Annotated in this window: 16 protein-coding genes; 7 read left to right on the top strand and 9 right to left on the bottom strand. The window is 69.5% G+C overall.

Going from position 1 to position 19,254, the window contains the following annotated elements:
* Positions 1-17: 17 nt before the first annotated feature.
* Together AC3WQR_RS14195 and nirB are read right to left on the bottom strand one after the other, a co-directional pair.
* Entirely contained in the window at positions 18-806 is a 789-nt protein-coding gene (locus tag AC3WQR_RS14195) for a type IV pili methyl-accepting chemotaxis transducer N-terminal domain-containing protein (protein ID WP_159276082.1), read from the bottom strand.
* A gap of 13 nt (positions 807-819) precedes the next feature.
* Positions 820-3,252, bottom strand: a complete 2,433-nt coding sequence (gene nirB, locus AC3WQR_RS14190; RefSeq protein ID WP_447745822.1) for a nitrite reductase large subunit NirB — start codon at positions 3,250-3,252, stop codon at positions 820-822.
* Between the two features lie 64 nt (positions 3,253-3,316).
* On the opposite strand from nirB, the gene AC3WQR_RS14185 reads away from it, so the two are divergent.
* Entirely contained in the window at positions 3,317-5,035 is a 1,719-nt protein-coding gene (locus AC3WQR_RS14185; RefSeq protein ID WP_492742447.1) for a bifunctional protein-serine/threonine kinase/phosphatase, read from the top strand.
* Positions 5,036-5,055: 20 nt separating this feature from the next.
* Here the strand turns inward: AC3WQR_RS14185 and AC3WQR_RS14180 are convergent, their stop codons facing one another.
* On the bottom strand, positions 5,056-6,321 hold the full coding sequence (locus AC3WQR_RS14180; protein ID WP_369629492.1) for an MFS transporter: 1,266 nt from the start codon (positions 6,319-6,321) through the stop codon (positions 5,056-5,058).
* Between the two features lie 260 nt (positions 6,322-6,581).
* On the opposite strand from AC3WQR_RS14180, the gene AC3WQR_RS14175 reads away from it, so the two are divergent.
* Positions 6,582-7,865: an ANTAR domain-containing protein gene (locus tag AC3WQR_RS14175; protein WP_492742446.1), complete on the top strand. Its 1,284-nt coding sequence runs from the start codon at positions 6,582-6,584 to the stop codon at positions 7,863-7,865.
* Positions 7,866-7,890: 25 nt separating this feature from the next.
* On the opposite strand, the gene AC3WQR_RS14170 is transcribed toward AC3WQR_RS14175, so the two are convergent.
* The 4 genes from AC3WQR_RS14170 to AC3WQR_RS14155 form a co-directional block, all read right to left on the bottom strand.
* On the bottom strand, positions 7,891-8,700 hold the full coding sequence (locus tag AC3WQR_RS14170) for an ABC transporter ATP-binding protein (RefSeq protein ID WP_492742445.1): 810 nt from the start codon (positions 8,698-8,700) through the stop codon (positions 7,891-7,893).
* A 55-nt stretch (positions 8,701-8,755) separates the two neighbouring features.
* On the bottom strand, positions 8,756-9,679 hold the full coding sequence (ntrB, locus tag AC3WQR_RS14165) for a nitrate ABC transporter permease (protein ID WP_492742444.1): 924 nt from the start codon (positions 9,677-9,679) through the stop codon (positions 8,756-8,758).
* Positions 9,680-9,692: 13 nt separating this feature from the next.
* On the bottom strand, positions 9,693-10,940 hold the full coding sequence (locus AC3WQR_RS14160; protein WP_062475451.1) for a CmpA/NrtA family ABC transporter substrate-binding protein: 1,248 nt from the start codon (positions 10,938-10,940) through the stop codon (positions 9,693-9,695).
* 318 nt (positions 10,941-11,258) lie between these two features.
* Complete coding sequence (locus tag AC3WQR_RS14155) at positions 11,259-12,524, bottom strand: nitrate- and nitrite sensing domain-containing protein (RefSeq protein WP_492742443.1); 1,266 nt, start codon at positions 12,522-12,524, stop codon at positions 11,259-11,261.
* 100 nt (positions 12,525-12,624) lie between these two features.
* On the opposite strand from AC3WQR_RS14155, the gene tsaD reads away from it, so the two are divergent.
* Positions 12,625-13,686 (top strand): tRNA (adenosine(37)-N6)-threonylcarbamoyltransferase complex transferase subunit TsaD, encoded by a 1,062-nt coding sequence (gene tsaD, locus AC3WQR_RS14150; protein WP_139702818.1) that lies wholly within the window; start codon positions 12,625-12,627, stop codon positions 13,684-13,686.
* On the opposite strand, the gene AC3WQR_RS14145 is transcribed toward tsaD, so the two are convergent.
* Both AC3WQR_RS14145 and AC3WQR_RS14140 read right to left on the bottom strand, forming a co-directional pair.
* Positions 13,622-14,380 (bottom strand): alpha/beta hydrolase, encoded by a 759-nt coding sequence (locus AC3WQR_RS14145; RefSeq protein WP_062475441.1) that lies wholly within the window; start codon positions 14,378-14,380, stop codon positions 13,622-13,624. The genes tsaD and AC3WQR_RS14145 overlap by 65 nt on opposite strands.
* Before the next feature lie 190 nt (positions 14,381-14,570).
* A complete protein-coding gene (locus AC3WQR_RS14140; RefSeq protein ID WP_159276089.1) occupies positions 14,571-14,939 on the bottom strand; it encodes an Hsp20/alpha crystallin family protein in 369 nt (122 codons plus the stop codon).
* A gap of 127 nt (positions 14,940-15,066) precedes the next feature.
* Here AC3WQR_RS14140 and AC3WQR_RS14135 point away from each other — a divergent pair, with 127 nt between their 5' ends.
* The 4 genes from AC3WQR_RS14135 to AC3WQR_RS14120 form a co-directional block, all read left to right on the top strand.
* On the top strand, positions 15,067-16,350 hold the full coding sequence (locus AC3WQR_RS14135) for a branched-chain amino acid ABC transporter substrate-binding protein (RefSeq protein ID WP_062475434.1): 1,284 nt from the start codon (positions 15,067-15,069) through the stop codon (positions 16,348-16,350).
* 5 nt (positions 16,351-16,355) lie between these two features.
* Entirely contained in the window at positions 16,356-17,549 is a 1,194-nt protein-coding gene (locus AC3WQR_RS14130) for a pyridoxal phosphate-dependent aminotransferase (RefSeq protein WP_082818144.1), read from the top strand.
* A gap of 11 nt (positions 17,550-17,560) precedes the next feature.
* Positions 17,561-18,355, top strand: a complete 795-nt coding sequence (locus AC3WQR_RS14125; RefSeq protein ID WP_447745798.1) for an AraC family transcriptional regulator — start codon at positions 17,561-17,563, stop codon at positions 18,353-18,355.
* An 83-nt stretch (positions 18,356-18,438) separates the two neighbouring features.
* Positions 18,439-19,254 (top strand): DMT family transporter (locus AC3WQR_RS14120; protein WP_492742442.1); only part of this gene is annotated, 816 nt, incomplete at its 3' end.

Below are 19,254 nucleotides of genomic sequence, written 5' to 3'. Positions count from 1 at the left end.
TTGGGGTCGGGCGCGGGTCAGGTCTTGATCTCGGCGTACAGGCCGGTCACGCGGTCCATGATCGCGAGCAGGTTCTCGCTGCTCACGAACACGTCGGACATCAGCGCGGGCGAGGCGCCCGCACCGTCCAGCCGCTGCAGGCCGCGGTTGAAGAACATCCATTGCGCGTCGGCCAGCACCAGCTCCTGGCGGATCTGCGCGGTGGCCTCGGGCGCGTTGCGCAGCAGCTCGAGCGCGGCCAGGAATTCGGTGCGCGCCTTGGCGATCTCGGCGGTGCTGCCGGCCGGGTCGATCTGCATGGCCGCGGCCAGGTAGCACTTGGCCATGCGCTGCGACAGCATGCGCTGGCGCCCCGCGATGTTGACCAGCCGCCCGACCGGCCTGCCCGAGGCGGCCTCGTACTGCGCCGTGCCCTGGTGCGCCAGCGCGAGCACGGCGGCGTCGAGCGCCACCACCCGGGCGGCGGCTTCCCGGCCGGGTGCTGCGTCGGCCAGCTCGGTGCGGAACGCGCGCCAGGCGCCGTCCAGGCCGTCGTAGGTGGCGCGCAGCGTTGGCGTGGGCGCAAAGGCCTTGAGCTCGCCGAGCTGGCGCTCGAACAGCGCCACCGAGCGGTCGAGCACTTGCTGCGCGCTGCGCGGCTCCACCTTCTGCACCAGCGCCAGGTAGGCCTTGCTCGCGCGCTGCGACAGCATGCGCTGGCGGCCGGCCTTGTTGATGGCGTCGTTGAGGTCGGCCACCTGCGCACGCGCGCCCACCGGGGCGAGCGCGGCGAGGGCGGAAGAAGCAATGAAGAGTCGTCGTTTCAAGCGGTCGCTCCGATCACACGCTCAGCGGCGCAAACTGCCGCACGTCCACCGAGGCCTGCGCCGACTCGAACCACGGGTCGGGCTCGCCGTCGAGCGCGAACTGCAGCCGTTCCCACAGCGACTTGCGGCCTTCGACGTCGTCGAGGATCTTCTTCTTCACGTAGTCCAGCCCGACGCGGCCGATGTAGTGCACGGTGCGCTCCAGGTACCAGCCTTCCTCGCGGTACAGCTGCAGGAAGGCGCCGGCGTGTTCCATCACTTCCTCGGCGGTCTTCACCTTCACGAGGAACTGCGCCACCTCGGTCTTGATGCCGCCGTTACCGCCCACGTACAGCTCCCAGCCCGAGTCGACGCCGATCACGCCCACGTCCTTGATGCCGGCCTCCGCGCAGTTGCGCGGGCAGCCCGACACGGCCAGCTTGACCTTGTGCGGCGAGTACATGGCCCACAGCGCGCGCTCCAGGTCCTTGCCCATCTGCGTGGAGTCCTGCGTGCCGAAGCGGCACCACTCGCTGCCCACGCAGGTCTTCACCGTGCGCAGCGACTTGGCATACGCAAAGCCCGAGGGCATGCCGATGTCCTTCCACACGCCTTCGAGGTCTTCCTTCTTCACGCCCAAGAGGTCGATGCGCTGGCCGCCCGTGACCTTGACGGTCGGGATCTTGTACTTGTCGGCCGCGTCGGCAATGCGGCGCAGCTCGTCGGGCGTGGTGTGGCCGCCCCACATGCGCGGGATGACGGAGTAGGTGCCGTCCTTCTGGATGTTGGCGTGGCTGCGCTCGTTGATGAAGCGGCTCTGCGGGTCGTCCTTCGCCTCTTTGGGCCAGGTGCTGATGAGGTAGTAGTTGACGGCCGGGCGGCAGGTGGCGCAGCCGTTGGGCGTGCGCCAGCCCATGCCGCGGTAGACCGCGTCGTGCGTGAGCCAGTGCTCCTTGCGGATCGCGTCGCGCACGTCCTGGTGGCTCATGTCGGTGCAGCCGCAGATCGCCTTCTTCTTCGGCGTGGCCGAGTAGTCGCCACCCGCGGTGAACATCAGGATCTGCTCGACCAGCCCGGTGCACGAGCCGCAGCTGGCACTGGCCTTGGTGTGCTTCTTCACCTCGTCGAGCGTGAACAGGCCCTTTTCCTTGATGGCCTTGCAGATGGTGCCCTTGTTCACGCCGTTGCAGCCGCACACCTCGGCGTCGTCGGGCATGCTGGCGGCCTTGCTGTGGCCTTCGTGGCCGGTGTCGCCGATGTTCGATTCGCCGAACATCAGCTTGTCGCGGATGTCGTGCACGCTGCGCCCGTCGCGCAGCAGCTTGAAGTACCAGCTGCCGTCCACCGTGTCGCCGTACAGGCAGGCGCCGATCAGCTTGTCGTCCTTGAGCACCAGCTTCTTGTAGACGCCGCCGAAGGGGTCGCTCATGACGATTTCTTCGGTGCCTTCGCCGCCCATGAACTCGCCGGCGCTGAACAGGTCGATGCCCGTCACCTTGAGCTTGGTGGAGGTGAGCGACCCCAGGTAGCGGCCGATGCCGAACTGCGCCAGGTGGTTGGCCGCGACCTTGGCCTGCTCGAACAGCGGTGCGACCAGGCCGTAGGCGATGCCGCGGTGCGCCGCGCATTCGCCCACCGAGTAGATGCGCGCGTCGGTCACGGTCTGCATCGTGTCGGTGACGACGATGCCGCGGTTGCAGTGCAGGCGCATCTTCTCGGCCAGCTCCACATTGGGGCGGATGCCCACGGCCATCACCACGAGGTCGGCCGCGACCTCGGTGCCGTCCTTGAAGCGGATGGCCTTCACGCGGCCATCGTCGCCCCCGACCAGGTCCTGCGTCTGCGCGCCCATGAGGAACTTCAGGCCGCGGTCTTCGAGCGACTTCTGCAGCAGCTTGCCCGCCACGTCGTCCAGCTGGCGCTCCATGAGCCAGGGCATCACGTGCACCACCGTCACGGTCATGCCGCGCAGCATCAGGCCGTTGGCGGCTTCCAAGCCGAGCAGGCCGCCGCCGATGACCACCGCGTTCTTGTGCGTGCGCGCGGTCTCGATCATGTAGTCGGTGTCGGCGATGTCGCGGTAGGCAATCACGCCCTTCAGGTCCTTGCCGGGCACGGGCAGCATGAAGGGGTTCGAGCCGGTGCACATCAGCAGGCGGTCGTAGGGCGCCTCGGTGCCGTCTTCCGCACGCACGATGCGGTTCACGCGGTCGACCTCGACCACCTTCTTGCCGGCGTGCAGCGTGATGTGGTTGTCGCTGTACCACTCCCAGCTGTTGAGCACGATCTCGTCCACCGTCTGCTCGCCCGCGAGCACGGGCGACAGCAGGATGCGGTTGTAGTTCGGGTGCGGCTCGGCGCCGAAGACGGTGATGTCGTACAGGTCGGGCGCGATCTTCAGCAGCTCCTCGAGCGTGCGCACGCCGGCCATGCCGTTGCCGACCATCACGAGTTTCATTTTCTTCATGGGGCGGGACCTTTCAGGGAAATCAACCGAACGACGGCCCGCGGCGCGCGGTCAGAATCGCGCCATGAGCTTTGAAGTGGACATCGGCTACAGCAGCCAGCGTGGGCCGCGCGACGCGAACGAGGACTTCGCCGGCACGGTGCATGCGCCGGCCGGCGACGAGGCCCGCGGACTCATCGCGGCGATTGCCGATGGGGTCTCGAGCGGCGGACGCGGCCGCGAAGCGGCGCAGACCACGGTGATGGGTTTGCTGGCCGACTACTTCGCCACGCCCGCGACCTGGGAGCCGACCGCCGCGCTCGACCGCCTGATCGGCGCGCAGAACGGCTGGCTGGCCGATCACAACCGCCGGCGCCAGGGCAAACAGGAGGGCGCCGGCACGGCGCTCACCACGCTCACCGCGCTGGTGCTGCACGGCCAGAGCTACACGCTGGCCCACGTGGGCGACACGCGCGCCTGGCGCGTGCGCGCCGACGGCGAGCCCGCGCAGCTGCTCACGCAGGACCACGCCTTCGACCACCCCGACATGCGCAGCCGGCTCACGCGCGCCATCGGCCTGGACGATCAGGTGCGTGTCGACTACCTGCAGGGCGACGTGCGCGTGGGCGACTGCTTCGTGCTCAGCACCGACGGCGTGCACGGCGTGCTCAAGCCGCAGCAGGTGGCCGCGCTCGCGCTGCAGGGCGACGCCGAGGCAGCAAGCGAGGCGCTGGTGCAGGCCGCGCTGGCCGCCGGCACGCGCGACAACGCGACCGCGCTCGTGATTCGCGTGGTGGGGCTCGATGCGCGCCAGCTCGACGACGAACTCGGCGACGGCCGCCGGCTCGCGCCGCCGCCGTGGCTCAAGGTGGGCGACGTGCTCGACGGCTACGTCGTCACCGGCCTGGTGGCCGACACCGGCGTACACCTGCTGTACCAGGCGCGCCATCCGGTCACGCGCGAGCTGGTCGCGCTCAAGACCCTGCACCCCTCGCGCGCCGACGACCCACAGGAGCGCGCGATGCTGGCGCACGAGGCCTGGCTGGGGCAGCGCGTGGGGCAGGGCGGCGGCTTCGTGCGCGTGCACGAGCGCGCCCCGGACGCCAGCGCGCTGTACATCGTGTTCGACTGGCACGGCGGGCGCACGCTCGAGCAGATGCGCAAGGACGGCACGCGCGGCGCCGTGGCCGAGGTGGTCGCCGCGGCCATCGAGGTGAGCCGCGCGCTCGGGCGGCTGCACCGCCACGGCGTGGTCCACCGCGACATTAAGCCCGGCAACCTGCACCGGGGCGACGACGGGCGCTGGCGCATCCTCGACCTGGGCGTGGCGATCTCGGGCCGCGAGGGCGCGGCGCAGCGCGAGCTGCATGCGGGCACGCCGAGCTACATCAACCCCGAGCAGTGGGAGGAAGGCGGCGTGGCCGATGCGGGCAGCGACCTGTTCGCGCTCGGGGCCACGCTCTACCAGTGGCTCGGCGGGCACCTGCCCTACGGCGAGATCGAGCCCTACCAGGTGGCGCGCTACCGGCGCGACCCGGTCGCGCTCTCGCGCCTGCGGCCCGACGTGCCCGTGTGGCTCGACCATTTGGTGCGCAAGGCCGTGGCCCGCGATCCGCGCGAACGCTTCGAGACCGCCGAGGAGATGCTGCTCGCGCTGGAGCGCGGCGCCTCGCGCCCCGTGAACGCGCCCGCCGCCACGCCGCTGATCCGCCGCGACCCGCTCGCGCTGTACCAGCTCGCGCTCGGCGTGTCGGTGCTGTTCAACGTGCTGCTCATCGTGTGGCTTCTCTTCCTGCCACGTTGAGCGGGGGCGGGCGAAGCGGGTCATGAACGGGCGGCCTTGCGAACGGGCGAGGGCTTGGCAGCCGCAGGGGCCGGTGTGACGCGTGCGCGTCCGCCTTTTTCGGCCCAGGTGCGCGTCCAGCGGATCTGCATCACGCGCATCACGCCCAGCATCGCCAGCGAGAGCGCACCGAAGAACACGAAGCCCCAGGCATAGCTGCCCAGGTACTGCTTCGACAGGCCCATGGCGTTGGGCACCAGGCCGCCGCCGAGGGCGCCGATCTCGCCGATCATCGAGCCGGCCACCGCCGTGCTCGTGGGCCAGCGTAGCGGCACCAGCTGGAACAGCGCGCCGTTGCCCGCGCCCAGCGCGGCGAAGCAGACGATCAGCAGCAGCGTGGTGAGCGCCAGCGAGCCCGACGAGAAGCCCACCAGCACGAGGCCCACGGCCACCACCAGCAGCACCACCGTGAGCGTGTTCACGCCGCCCCAGCGGTCGGACAACCAGCCGCCCACGATGCGCACCGCCGCGCCCATGAAGGCCGCGAGCATCGTCAGCTGGCCGGCCTGCACCTTGCTCACGCCGAACTGGTCGTAGTAGTACGAGGGCAGGAAGGTCGTGAGGCCGATGAAGCCGCCGAAGGTCACGCCGTAGATCAGGCTGAAGACCCAGCCGTCTTTCTCGAACAGGCAGGCGATGTGGGCGCGGAAGCTGCCGTGCGGGTCCACGTCCGGCGGCTCCTTGGCGAAGAACACCATCACGACCATCGGGATGAGGATCGCGACGGCGGCCACGCCGTACACCGCCTGCCAGCCCAGCCAGTTGGCCAGCGGCGGCGCCACCAGCACCGACACGGCCGTGCCCACGTTGCCCGCGCCTACCAGGCCCATGGCCAGGCCCTTGTGCTGCGGCGGGAACCAGCCCGAGCCCAGCGACAGCGCCACGCCGAAGCTCGCGCCGGCGATGCCCAGCAGCACGCCCATGGCGAGCAGGTCGTTGAAGCTCTTCACGAAGAAGAAACCGAACAGCATCGCCACGGCGATGAGGCCCATCTCGACCAGCGTTGCCTTCTTGCGGCCGATGTACTGCGACAGCAGGCCCAGCGGAAAGCGCATGAGCGCGCCCGCGATGATCGGCACCGACAGCATCAGGCCCTTCTGCGCGGGCGAGAGGTTGAAGGTCTCGCCGATGAAGGGCGCCATGGCGCCGTTGAGCACCCAGATGCAGCAGGAGAACGAGAAGTACAGGAAGGCCGCGAACAGGGTCGGACTGTGGCCTGACTGCAAGAAATTCCTGAAACCGGACATGGCGTTCAAAGGTGCAAAAAGCCGCGACGCGACCGGGGAGCGGCCGTGTCGACGGACAGGGGTGGAGTCGGGAGGCCGGCGGCGAACGCCGTCGGCATGGGGGTGAGCCCGGCCTGAGGATGGCCGGGTTGGATGCAGGGACCTGCAGCCTCACCAAAGCGGTGCTTCGTTACACCGTGCCCCCTTCGATGCAAGAGGCGTGCCTGCGGATGCAGGCTGGCGTGACCTATGCTTCCCGGGCCTTGCCACACCTTGCCGCCATGTCCCTTCTCGTCGTCCTTTCCCCTGAACCCGCTGAAGGCGAGCCCTTGCCGGCGTCGCTGCAGTTGTCGATCGATGCCGCGGGCGTCGCGGTGCTCGGGCGCGCGGGCTGCCACACGCTGGTGCAGCGCACGCAGGCGCTCGCACCGTCGATGGTCCTGGTGCATCTGGATGAAACAGAGCCGCAGCTCGACGCGCTGCTCGAAGCACTGGCTGCCTGGGGCGGCGCACCGCCATGCGCACTGGGCGTGATGAGCGCGCCGCTGGACGGCGCGCAGCACGCGGCGCTCGTGGCCGCGGGCGTGCACGGGTGGGTACCCATCGAGAGCGCCGATGCGTTCGCCGCACTGACCGCGCAGGCGCAGGCCCGCTGGACCCGCGAGGCCGCGCTGCGCACCGAGCTCTACGCCCTGCGCACGCGCATGGACGAGCGAAAGTGGGTCGACCGCGCCAAGGGCCTGCTGATGTCCGCGCGCGGCATCGGCGAGGACGAGGCCTTCGGCCTGCTGCGCGGCGCCGCGATGCACGCCAACCTGCGGCTGGGCGAGGTGTCGCGCTCGGTCATCGAGGCCGCGCAATGGGCCGAGGCGATCAACCGCGCGGGCCAGCTGCGCATGCTCTCGCAGCGGCTGGTACGCGTAGCGGCGCAGCTCGCGGCCGGCATCGACGCGCAGCGTGCGCGCGTGCTGCGCACGCAGTCGACCGAGCGGGTGCAGCAGACGCTGGATCATCTGACGGCCCTCGAGCTGGGCCCGGCCGGCGTGCGGGCGCTCGGCGAGGTGCAGGCCGCGTGGCTCGCGCTGGCCGTGCTGCTGGCTGCCAAGCCCGTGTCGCAAGGGCTGGCCGCGATCGATGCGCGCGGCGAGGCTTTGCTGTCGGCGGCCGAGTCGCTGACGGACGCGCTGGAGGCCTCGGGTGCGCGGCGCGCGCTGCGCATCGTCAACATCTGCGGGCGGCAGCGCATGCGCGCACAGCGGCTGGCCAAGGACGCGCTGCTGGCCTCGACGCTCGCGGCCGGTGCCTCGCGCGAACGGCTGCTGCCGACCATGAACGAATTCGAAGCCGCGCTGCTGGAGCTGGAGCGTGCCCCGCTCAGCTCGCCCGAGATCCGCGCCGGGCTGGCGAGCGCGCGCGACGAGTGGCTGCGCCTCGTCGGCGGTGTGCAGGCGCTCGACAGTGCCGATGGGCGCGCCACGCTGGTGCGTTCCAGCGAGGCACTCGTGGACACCTTCGAGCGCCTGACCGGGTGGTACGAGCACAGCCTGCAGGTCATCATGTCCTGACGCCCGTCGTGCCGCGCCTGCCGGGTCAGGCCGCGGCCTTCTCCACGTGCGCCTGGCGCGTGTAGAGAAAATCGATCACCGCCTTGCGCGCATGCACATAGGCCGGGTCTTCGGCCAGCGCGACGCGGTTGCGCGGACGCGCGATGTCCACCGCCAGCACGTCGCCGATGGTGGCGGCCGGGCCGTTGGTGAGCATCACGATGCGATCGCTCAGCAGCACGGCCTCGTCGACGTCGTGCGTGACCATGACGACGGTGCTGCGCGTCTTCTGCACGATGGCGAGCAGCTCGTCCTGCAGCTTGGCGCGGGTGAGGGCGTCGAGCGCGCCGAAGGGCTCGTCCATCAGCAGCACCTTGGGCTCCATCGACAGCGCCCGGGCGATGCCCACGCGCTGCTTCATGCCGCCCGAGATTTCGCCGGGGCGCTTCTGCGCCGCGGGCGTGAGGCCCACCAGCGCGAGTGCCGCGTCGGTGCGTTCGCGCAGCTGCGCCTTGTTCTCGGTGACCGCGAACACGCGCTCGACCGCGAGGTACACGTTCTCGAAGCAGGTGAGCCAGGGCAGCAGCGAGTGGTTCTGGAACACCACGGCGCGCTCGGGCCCCGGGCCCTTGATTTCCTTGTTGGCGCACAGCAGCACGCCCTGCGTGGGCGTGGTCAGCCCGGCGATCAGGTTCAGCAGCGTCGACTTGCCGCAGCCCGAGTGGCCGATGAGCGTGACGAACTCGCCCTTGGCCACGTTCAGGTTCACGTCGCGCAGCGCGACGAAGCGGCCCTTGGGCGTCTTGAACGCCTGTTCGACGCCGTGGATCTCGATGTACTTGCTGTCGTCGTTCATTGGAAACCTCCGCGCAGCAGCGCTGCGGTATTCGCCTTCGGAGCGGCCGTGCGGCTCATGACTTCACCTCTTCGAACGTGAATGCGGTGGCGAGCTTGATGAGCGCGAACTCCAGCACCAGGCCGACGATGCCGATCACGAAGATCGCGATGATGATGTTGGCGACGTTGAGGTTGTTCCACTCGTCCCACACCCAGAAGCCGATGCCCACGCCGCCCGTGAGCATCTCGGCCGCGACGATCACCAGCCACGCGGTGCCCACCGCCAGGCGCACGCCGGTGAGCATGTAGGGCAGCACGGCGGGAAAGAGGATCTTGGTGAGGATCTTCCATTCGCTGAGGTTGAGCACCTTGGCCACGTTCATGTAGTCGCTGGGCACGCGCTGCACGCCCACGGCGGTGTTGATGACCATCGGCCAGATCGAGCAGATGAAGATGGTCCAGATCGCGGCCGGGTTGGCGCCCTTGAACACCAGCAGGCCGATGGGCAGCCAGGCCAGCGGCGACACCGGGCGCAGCAGGCTGATGAGCGGGTTGAACATGCGCGAGAGGAACTCGAAGCGCCCGATGGCGAAGCCGGCCGGAATGCCGACCGCTGCCGCCAGTCCGAAGCCCAGCGCCACGCGCTGCAGCGACGAGAGCACGTTCCAGCCCACGCCCTGGTCGTTCGGCCCCTTGCTGTAGAACGGATCGCTGAACACCGTGAGCGCCTGCTGCCAGGTGGCCAGCGGCGAAGGAAAGCCGGTGGTGCTTTTCATGGCCACGATCTCCCACACCAGCACCAGCAGGCCGAAGCCCAGGAACGGCGGGAGCACGCGCATCCAGAAGGCGCGCAGGTCCAGGGGCGTGCGGGTGCGGGGCACGGGTGCCGCCGCCGCAGCGGCCGCAGCGGGGGCGGGTGCCAGGGGCCTGGACACCACGGGCGCGGCGACCTGCGAGGCCACGGCGTCGAGCGGGGAATGGAAGACAGCGCTGACCATGGTGCGTTTCTCCTCAGACATGGAGCTTGAAAGACTCGGCGTACTTCTTCGGGTCCTTGCCGTCCCAGACGGTGCCGTCGAAGAGCTTGCTGGTGCGCAGCACGTCCTTGGGCACGGGCGTCTGCGTGGCGGCGGCGGCCTGCTTGTAGATGTCGATGCGGTTGATCTCGGTGGCCACCTTCAGGTAGTCGGGGTGTTCCTTCAGCAGGCCCCAGCGCTTGTGCTGCGTGAGGAACCACATGCCGTCCGACAGGTACGGGAAGTTCACGGCGCCGCCGTTGTAGAACTTCATGTGGTTGGGGTCGTCCCAGCTCTTGCCCAGGCCGTTGGTGTAGCGGCCCAGGATGCGCTGGTTGATGGCGTCCACGCTGGTGTTGACGTAGCTCTTGTCAGCAATGGTTTCGGCCATCTTGTTCTTGTTCTGCAGGCCGGTGTCGATCCACTTGCCGGCCTCGAGGATCGCGGCCGTGACGGCGCGCGCGGTGTTCGGGTACTTCTTCGTGAACTCCGCGGTGCAGCCCAGCACCTTCTCGGGGTGGTCCTTCCAGATGTCCTGCGTCGTGATGCCGGTGAAGCCGATGCCGTCCATGATCGCGCGCTGGCCCCAGGGCTCGCCCACGCAGTAGCCGTCCATGTTGCCCACGCGCATGTTGGCCACCATCTGCGGGGGCGGCACGGTGATGTTCTTCACGTCCTTGAACGGGTCGATGCCGGCCGAGGCGAGCCAGTAGTAGAGCCACATGGCGTGCGTGCCGGTGGGGAAGGTGTGGGCGAAGGTGTATTCGCCCTTTTCCTTGGCGATGAGCTTGGCGAGCGAGGCCGCATCGACCGCGCCCTTGTCGGCCAGCTTCTTCGACAGCGTGATGGCCTGGCCGTTGTTGTTCAGGGTCATGAGCACGGCCATGTCCTTCTTCGGCCCGCTCACGCCCAGGTGCATGCCGTACACGAGGCCGTAGAGCACGTGCGCCATGTCGAGGTCGCCGTTCACGAGCTTGTCGCGCACGCCGGCCCAGCTGGCTTCCTTGCTCGGCACGATCTTCACGCCGTACTTCTTGTCGATGCCCAGCACCGAGGCCATCACCACGCTGGCGCAATCGGTCAGCGGGATGAAGCCGATCTTCACTTCTTCCTTCTCGGGCTTGTCCGAGCCCTGGGCCCAGACGGCGGCGCGCAGCGCGGGGTCGATGCCCACGGCGCCGAGGGCGGCGGCCTGCAGCACGCGGCGCCGGCTCAGTTTGGTTTTCAGCAGCAGATCGGACATGGGCGGGGCTCCAGAAGTGAAAGACAAAAACGAAAAGGCGTCCGCACCGCGCAGGGGCTGCTCGTGAACGAGCCCTTGCGGGATGGGGACGCCTTTGTCCGGTTCGGTGGGCCGCACCCGCCGTTGGGTGCAACCTGCCTGAAGACCTTGCGGTCTGTGACAAGCTCCATGCAAGCGGTGTGCCAGCCCGCAACTGCCGTTGGGAGCTATGGAAAAGATAGCTGGCAGGGCGCGCCGGTGCAGGAGAAAGTTCCAGTCGGCCTGCGAAACCGGGCTACGCACAACTGTTGTGCGCTGCACCAATCCAAGCGGCCCGGGTCAGCGCCGCGGTGCAGGTTCGAGCGGCAGGTAGTCGGCCATGGCCAGCATCGACTCGGCCACGTCGACGAGGCGGCGCTTCTGGTTCATGGCGGTCTGGCGCAGCATCTTGTGCGCCTCGGCCTCGCTCAGGCGTCGGTGCGCCATCAGCAGGCCCTTGGCGCGCTCGACGATCTTGCGTTCGTTGAGCGAGGCCCGCACGGTGTCGAGCTCGTCGCTCATGGCCTGCAGGCGCTGCGACTGCTCCTGGACCATGTCGAGCACCGAGCGTTCGAGGTGGCGCCCGAGCTGCGCCGGCGTGGCGTCCTGCGCCTGCTGGGCATCGTCAAAGAAGAGCGCGCCGCCGGCCTGCGGGGCCAGCGTGCCGAGCAGTTGCCGGTAGGCCGCCAGCTCGCTGCGCGCCTGGGCGGTCTTGTGGTCGCACAGCGCGCGCAGGTCGGCCGAGAGGCGGTTCTCGACCGTCTGCATGGCGTCGATGCGCCGCGTGCAGCAGTCGAACCAGGCCTGGCTCAGCACCGCGTCGGCGGGCACCGAGGTGGCGCCCTTGCGGCGCAGGCGCTCGAGCTCGGCCAGCACGGCGTCCGACTGGCTGTCGTGCCACAGCGTGCGCACCGCGTCGCCCGAGAAATCGATGAACACCTGGAAGCAGCGCTCCTGCGACTCGATGAGATGGCTCCACTGCTGGCGCTGCGCGTCGTCGCCCCGGCCCAGCGCGAGCGCGGCGGCGCCGAAGGCCCGCTCCTGGCCGGCGAACTCCTTGCCCTGCATGAAGTTGAACATCGCCACCAGCAGGCGCGAGATCTCGGGGTCGGTGGCGCCGTCTGCCGCCTCGAACACCACCGCCAGCAGGCCGGCCACCAGCTTGGCGAAGGCGGCCACGGCCTGCACCGGCTGGAGTTCGAGTGCGTCGATGCGCCGGCGCAGCGCGGGCAGAGCGTCCAGGCCGGGCAGCACCCAGGCGATGCGGCTGAACAGGCGCGCGCCATGGCCGGCGCCCACCGCGCGATGGTGCTCGGCCTCGAGCCGATCGAAGCCGGCGCGCACCTGCTGCTCGAGCGCCAGGCATTCGGCGATCTGCGGGCCGCGCTGGTCGGCAAAGCGCCCGCCGTGCGAGGCCAGGAACACGTTCGACATGCCGCGCTCGCGCTGCAGCGCATGCACGAGCCGCCCGATGGCGCCGACCAGCTCGCTGGTGCGCGCGAGCTGGTCCAGCGCGTCGATCTCGCATCGGCGCGCGGCGATCAGGAAGCTCAGGCCGGAAGTCATTCGTGGGGGCGCAGAAGGAGCGCATCCCGCTCGTGCAACTTCCGTGCCTTGCTTGCCCCTTCGCGGGCGCCGCCGGCGGGCGGCCCCTACACTCGGCGCCATGCTCTTGTTGGGAATCGAATCATCCTGCGACGAGACCGGCGTGGCGCTGGTCGAGTCGCACGGCGACGCGCTGCCGCTGCTGCGTTCGCACGCGCTGCACAGCCAGATCGCCATGCACCAGGCCTACGGCGGCGTGGTGCCCGAGCTGGCCAGCCGCGACCACATCCGCCGCGTGCTGCCGCTCACCGAAGCCGTCATGGCCGAGGCCGGACGCTCGCTGGCCGAGATCGACGTGGTGGCCTACACGCGCGGCCCGGGCCTGGCCGGTGCGCTGCTCGTGGGCGCGGGCGTGGCCTGCGCGCTCGGCGTGGCGCTGGGCAAGCCGGTGCTGGGGGTGCATCACCTCGAAGGGCATCTGCTGTCGCCGTTCCTGAGCGCCGACCCGCCCGAATTTCCGTTCGTGGCGCTGCTGGTGTCGGGCGGCCACACGCAGCTGATGCGGGTCGACGGCGTGGGCCGCTACGAACTGCTCGGTGAAACCATCGACGACGCGGCCGGCGAGGCCTTCGACAAGAGCGCCAAGCTCATGGGCCTGCCGTACCCCGGCGGCCCCTGGCTCGCGAAGCTGGCCGAAGGCGGCGACGCCGCGGCCTTCAAGCTGCCGCGCCCGCTGCTGCACAGCGGCGACCTCGATTTTTCGTTTGCCGGCCTGAAGACGGCCGTGCTCACGCAGGCCAAGAAGCTCGGCGACCAGCTCGAGGCGCGCAAGGCCGACCTGGCCGCCTCCACGCAGGCGGCGATCGTCGAAGTGCTGCTGAAGAAGTCGCTCGCGGCGCTGGACCAGACCGGCCTGAAGCGGCTGGTGGTGGCCGGCGGCGTGGGGGCCAACAAGAACCTGCGCGAGCAGCTGAACGCGGCCTGCGCCAAGCGCAAGGTGCGCGTGCACTACCCCGAGCTGCACCTGTGCACCGACAACGGCGCCATGATCGCCATGGCGGCCGCGATGCGGCTGCAGTCGGGCCTGTCGCAGGCTTCGGAGCGCTACGCCTTCGACGTCAAGCCGCGATGGCCGATGGCATCGCTGATGACGCCCGAGACGCCGCTGCCGGAAACCGTGTAGCCGGCTGCTGCCGTGCACGCCCCAGCGAGGGCAGCGGCAGCACGTCGAGCACGTTGCGCCAGAGCTGGCGCCACTCGGGCCAGTCGTGGCCGCCTTCGGTCGTGAACACGCGCCCCGGGGGCAGGGCGTCGGCCAGCAGCTTGTGGTTGCTGGCAAAGCGGTCGGCCAGGCCGAAACCCAGGTACAGCGGCGGCAGGTCCTGGGAAGGCTTCGGCGCCAGGTACTGCTGGAAGAAGGGCCAGAGCTTGCGGTCGGGTTCCTCGTCGGGCTGCGGCCCGGTGGGGGCCTGCCAGGCGCGCAGGCCGCCGGCCTTCTTGATTTCCGCACCGAGCACGCGGCGCCCGAGGTAGGGCGCCAGCGCCACGATGCCGTCCACCGAGCCCGGCCGCGCCAGTTCGTGGATCAGCGCGCCGAATCCGCCGATGGAAATGCCGACCAGCCAGATCGAGGTGTAGCCCTTGGCCCGCTGCGGCTCGATGACGTCGGCGTGCAGCCGCTCGCTGAGGGTCTGGTCGTAGTAGTAGGAGACGTCCGCATCGACCAGCAGTGCGTCGGCTGCGAGGTGCCGCTCGCGCACGGCGCTGATGAAGCCCTCGCGCTCGAACTCTTCGGGTTTGAGGTAGGCCCCTGGCAGGAAGATCAGGAGCGTGTCGGACCGTTCGTTGTCATTGGCTGACTGCAGGTGCGTTTTCATGGTGCCTTGAGGCACACCCGCTGTCCGCACCGCCCGGGAACTCGATGCGTTTACGAGATGCCCACGAAGAAGAAAGTACTAATAAATCGTCACATCATGTGACGTTATTTGGCACTATTGTGAATACGGCGCTTGTTTAAAGTCAAAACAAGCTGTCACTAACATTTTCTTCGTGGGGGCATCGCCGGGACTAGTTGATCTGCAAGTTCGAAACCTGGCTTGCCGGCACCAGCTTGCCCAGCTTCAGGGTCAGCACGCCGTTCTCCAGCTTGGCTTCGCTGGTGGCCAGGTCGATGGCTTGCGGCAGCTCGTAGGCGAGCTTGATCTGGCGCTTGGCTTCGGCCTTGCTTTCGATGCGGACCACGGCGCCTTCGATGGCCACCGACAGGTCTTCACGCGACAGGCCGGGCACGTCCAGCGACAGGGTCCAGCTCTTGTCGTCCTGCTCGACCAGAGGGGAGCGGCGGGCGCCGGCGAAGGCCTCGTTCACGAAGCGCTCGAAGGCGCGGTCGTGGGCACGGGGAGCGAAATGCGCGCGGTGGGTGGGGGTGAAGAACATGGCGAAAACTCCTGGGTGAATGAACACAATGGGGACATGGAATGTGTGTCCCTTACACTGCGCGGCCTTTCCATCGTGAGTGCCGCTTGACACCTCATCTAGGCGCATCGGCACGCGTTTCAAGACAATGAAAACCCCCTTTATTTGGCGCCGCCAGGCCTTGAAATTCGCAGCGGCGGCGCTATGCGCGACCCCGTTCGCCGGCCTGGCCCAGGCCCCGCAACCCGCCCCCATCCGACTGGCGCTCATCGAGAGCATGAGCGGCCCGTTTGCCAACACCGGCGAGGCCGTGTTCCGCAACCTGCAGTGGGCCGTGGAGCGCGTGAACGCGCGCGGCGGCGTGAAGCTGGCCGGCGGCGCGCGGCCGCTGCAACTGGACCGCTACGACAGCAAGGGCCAGAACGAAGAGGCGCTGTCGGCGCTGCGCGCGGCCATGGACGACGGCACCCGCATCGTGCTGCAGGGCAATTCGTCGGTGACGGCCGCGGCGCTGATCGATGCCATCGACAAGAACAACGAGCGCGACCCCTCGCGCCGCGCGATCTTCCTGAACTACTCGGCGGTCGATCCGGTGCTGACCAACGAGCGTTGCAGCTTCTGGCACTTCCGTTTCGACGCCCATGCCGACATGCGCGTGGCCGCGCTGATGGACGTGGTCAAGGACGACGCGGCGCTCAAGCGCGTCTACCTGATCGGCCAGGACTACAGCTTCGGCCAGGCCGTGCTGCGCGAGTCGCGCCGCCAGCTGGGCGTGCAGCGCCCCGACGTGGAGATCGTCGGCGACGAGCTGCACCCGATGGGCAAGGTGAAGGACTTCGCGCCCTACGCCACCAAGATCCTCGCCAGCGGCGCGCAGGCGGTGGTCACCGGCAACTGGGGCAACGACCTCACGCTGCTCGTGAAGGCCGCGCGCGAGGCTGGCTTCAACGGCAGCTTCTACACCTTCTACGGCAATGCGCTGGGCGCGCCGGCCGCCATCGGCGACGCGGGCATCGGCCGCGTGGTCGCGGTGGCCGACTGGCTGCCGAACGTGCAGACGCCGCAGTCCGAGGCTTTCTACCGGGCCTTCCGCACGCGCTTTCCGCGCCCGGCCGACGACTACGTGCACATGCGCATGCAGCTCTTGGTCGAGTCGCTCGCGCAGGCGCTGGAACGCGCGGGCAGCACCGAGGCCGTGCCGCTGGCGCGCGCGCTGGAGCAGGCCGACGTGAGCCTGTACGGCCAGCGTGGCCGCATGCGCGCGGCCGACCACCAGTTCCAGCAGCAGCTCGTGGTGGGTGTGATGGACAAGCAGGGCAAGCCTGGCGTGCAGTTCGACGTCGAGGGCTCGGGCTATGGCTTTCGCGTGATCAAGACGATCGCACCCGAGCGCGCCGAGCAGCCCACCTCTTGCAAGATGAAGCGCCCCTGAGGCGCATGACCCCGACAGCACAGGAACTCCCCGACATGCGTGAAGCCATCCACCACCTCGAAGCCTCGAAGATCCGCGAAGTCGCCAATGCCGGCATGGGCCGCGACGACGTGCTCGCCTTCTGGTTCGGCGAGAGCGACGAGGTCACTCCCGAGGTGATCCGCCAGGCGGCCATCGAGTCGCTGCAGCGCGGCGAAACCTTCTATGCGCACAACCTCGGCCTGCCCGAGCTGCGCGAAGCCATCGCGCGCTACACCAGCCGCCTGCACCCGACGGTCGACGCCTCGCGCATCGCCGTCACCTCGGGCGGCGTGAGTGCGCTGATGCTCGCGGTGCAGGCGCTGGTCGATGCGGGCGACGACGTGGTCGCGGTCACGCCCGTGTGGCCCAACCTCACGGCGCAGCCTGCGATCATGGGCGCGCAGGTGCGCACCGTGCCGCTGGTGCCGGTGAACGGGCAGTGGACGCTCGACCTGCCCGCCTTGCGCGCCGCGGTCACGTCGAAGACGAAGCTGCTGATCGTCAACGCGCCGAACAACCCCACGGGCTGGACGATGACGCGCGACGAGCAGCAGGCCGTGCTCGACCATTGCCGCGAAACCGGCACCTGGATCCTGGCCGACGAGGTGTACGAGCGGCTGTACTTCGAGCCCACGCCGAATGGCTGTGCGCCGAGCTTTCTCGACATCTCGACGCCGGACGACCGCCTCGTCGTCACGCACAGCTTCTCGAAGAGCTTCCTCATGACCGGCTGGCGCCTCGGCTGGCTGGTGCTGCCGCCGGCGATGGTCGACGGCATCGGCAAGCTGATCGAGTTCAACACCTCGTGCGCCAGCGTGTTCACGCAGCGCGCCGCCATCGCGGCGTTGGAGCACACGGCCGACATCACGCCGCGCGTGGTCGCGCACCTGAAGCAGTGCCGCGACACGCTGGTGCCGCTGCTGGCGGCCGTGCCGGGCGTGCAGGTGGCGCCGGCCAAGGGCGGCATGTATGCCTTCTTCCGGCTCGAGGGTTTCGGCGATTCGCTCGAGCTCGCCAAGCGCCTGGTCGCCGAAGCCGGCCTGGGGCTCGCGCCGGGCAACGCCTTCGCGCCCGAGGCGCAGGGCTGGCTGCGTTGGTGCTTCGCGTCGAAAGACCCGCAGCGGCTGGTGCAGGGCGTCGAGCGGCTGCGCGGCTGGCTGGCCAAGCAGGCGCGCTGAGGTTTTCCGGCATGGCATCGAGGTCCGAGCCCGTCGATGCCGTGCGCATCCGCGGCTCGGCGCTGCCGGGCCTGCAGGCGATCGCGGCCGAATCGAAGCGCAGCTTTCCGCGCCACATGCACGACGTGTTCGGCATCGGCGTGATGGACCGCGGCGGACAGCGCTCCGCCAGCGGGCGTGGCGCGGTCGAGGCGGTGCGCGGCGATGTCATCACGGTGAATCCGGGCGAGGTGCACGACGGCGTTGCGATGCGAGGTGAAGCGCGGGCCTGGCGGATGCTGCATCTGGCGCCTGCGCTGCTGTCGGACGGTGTGCCCCCGGGGTTCGAGCTGACGCGGCCGGTGCTGAGCGATCCGGCACTGCGGCAGGGCTTCGACCGGCTGTTCGTGGCCGTCGTCCAAGGCGACGACGCGCTGGCGCTGGAGCAGGGCGTGCTGCAACTGCTGCGCGATGCCCCCGGCGCGCGGGCTCCTGAGTCGCCGCGCCGTGTGGCGCCGGCAGCGATGGAACGTGCACGTGCACGCATCGCCGACGACTGCATCCACGTGCCCACGCTCGCCGAACTGGCGCGCGAGGCGGGCCTGAGCCGCTACCAGTTGTTGCGTGGCTTTGCAGCTGCCTTCGGCTTGCCGCCGCATGCCTGGCTGCAGCAATGCCGGCTGTCGCGCGCCCGCCGACTGATCGCGCAGGGCAGGGCGCTGGCCGATGCCGCGGCCGGCGCGGGCTTTGCCGATCAGAGCCACATGACCCGGGCCTTCGTGCGCTTCCTGGGCTTCACGCCCGGGGCGTATGCGGCGGCGCGCTAGCTCGATTCCTGCAATTTCGTTCAAGACCGCCGCGCCCCTGGCGGGAGACGCTCGCGCTTTCTGCAGAACGGAAGGCGATCAGGATGTCGGAACGAAGCAAGGGAATGTGGCTGTGCGCGCTCGCGATGGTCACGGTCGGCAGCACGGTGGTCGCGAGCAAGCTCATCGCCAGCGGCCTGCCGCCGTTCACGGCGACCGCGCTGCGCTTTGCGCTGGCGCTGCCCGTGTTCGTGGCGCTGATGGGGTTCCTGCGCGTGCGCTGGCCGCGTCCGGACCGCCACGACGCCGTGCTGCTGCTGTGCCAGGCGGCGGCGGGCAGCGTCGGCTACACGGTGCTGCTGATCCTGGGCGTGCGCTGGGCGCCGGCCGCCGATGCGGGCGTGGTGACCGGCACGCTGCCGGCCATGGCCGCACTGGTGGCTGTGCTGGCGCTGCGCGAGCGGCCGGGGCGTTACCTGGTGGGCGGGATCGTGCTCGCGAGCCTGGGCGTGCTGGCGATCACGCTGCGTCCGGGCGACGGAGGTGGCGAGCGCACGTCGACCGCGCTGCTCGGCAACCTGCTGGTGCTGGGGGCGGTGGCGCTGGAGTCGCTGTTCATCCTGCTCAACAAGCGGCTGCGCGTGCCGCTGGCGCCGCTCGTGCAATCGACGGCGATGGTCGCGCTGGGACTGCTGCTGTCCGTGGTTCCGGCGCTGCTGGAGCGCGCCTGGCTTCAGCCGGTGCCGGCCGAGGCGCTGGCCGGGGTGGCTTACTACGCGCTGGTGCCGACGGTGGCGGGTTTCCTGCTCTGGTACGCGGGCGCCGCCCGGCTGCGCGGTGCCGAGGCGGCGCTGTTCACGGCGCTGATGCCGGTGTCGGCGCTGGTCCTGGCCGCGTGGTGGCTGGGGGAGGCCGTGGGG

It is taken from the genome of Variovorax sp. FW305-3-2-15-B-LB1, from assembly GCF_058787635.1.
This window is presented reverse-complemented; position numbering and strand designations above follow the sequence as displayed.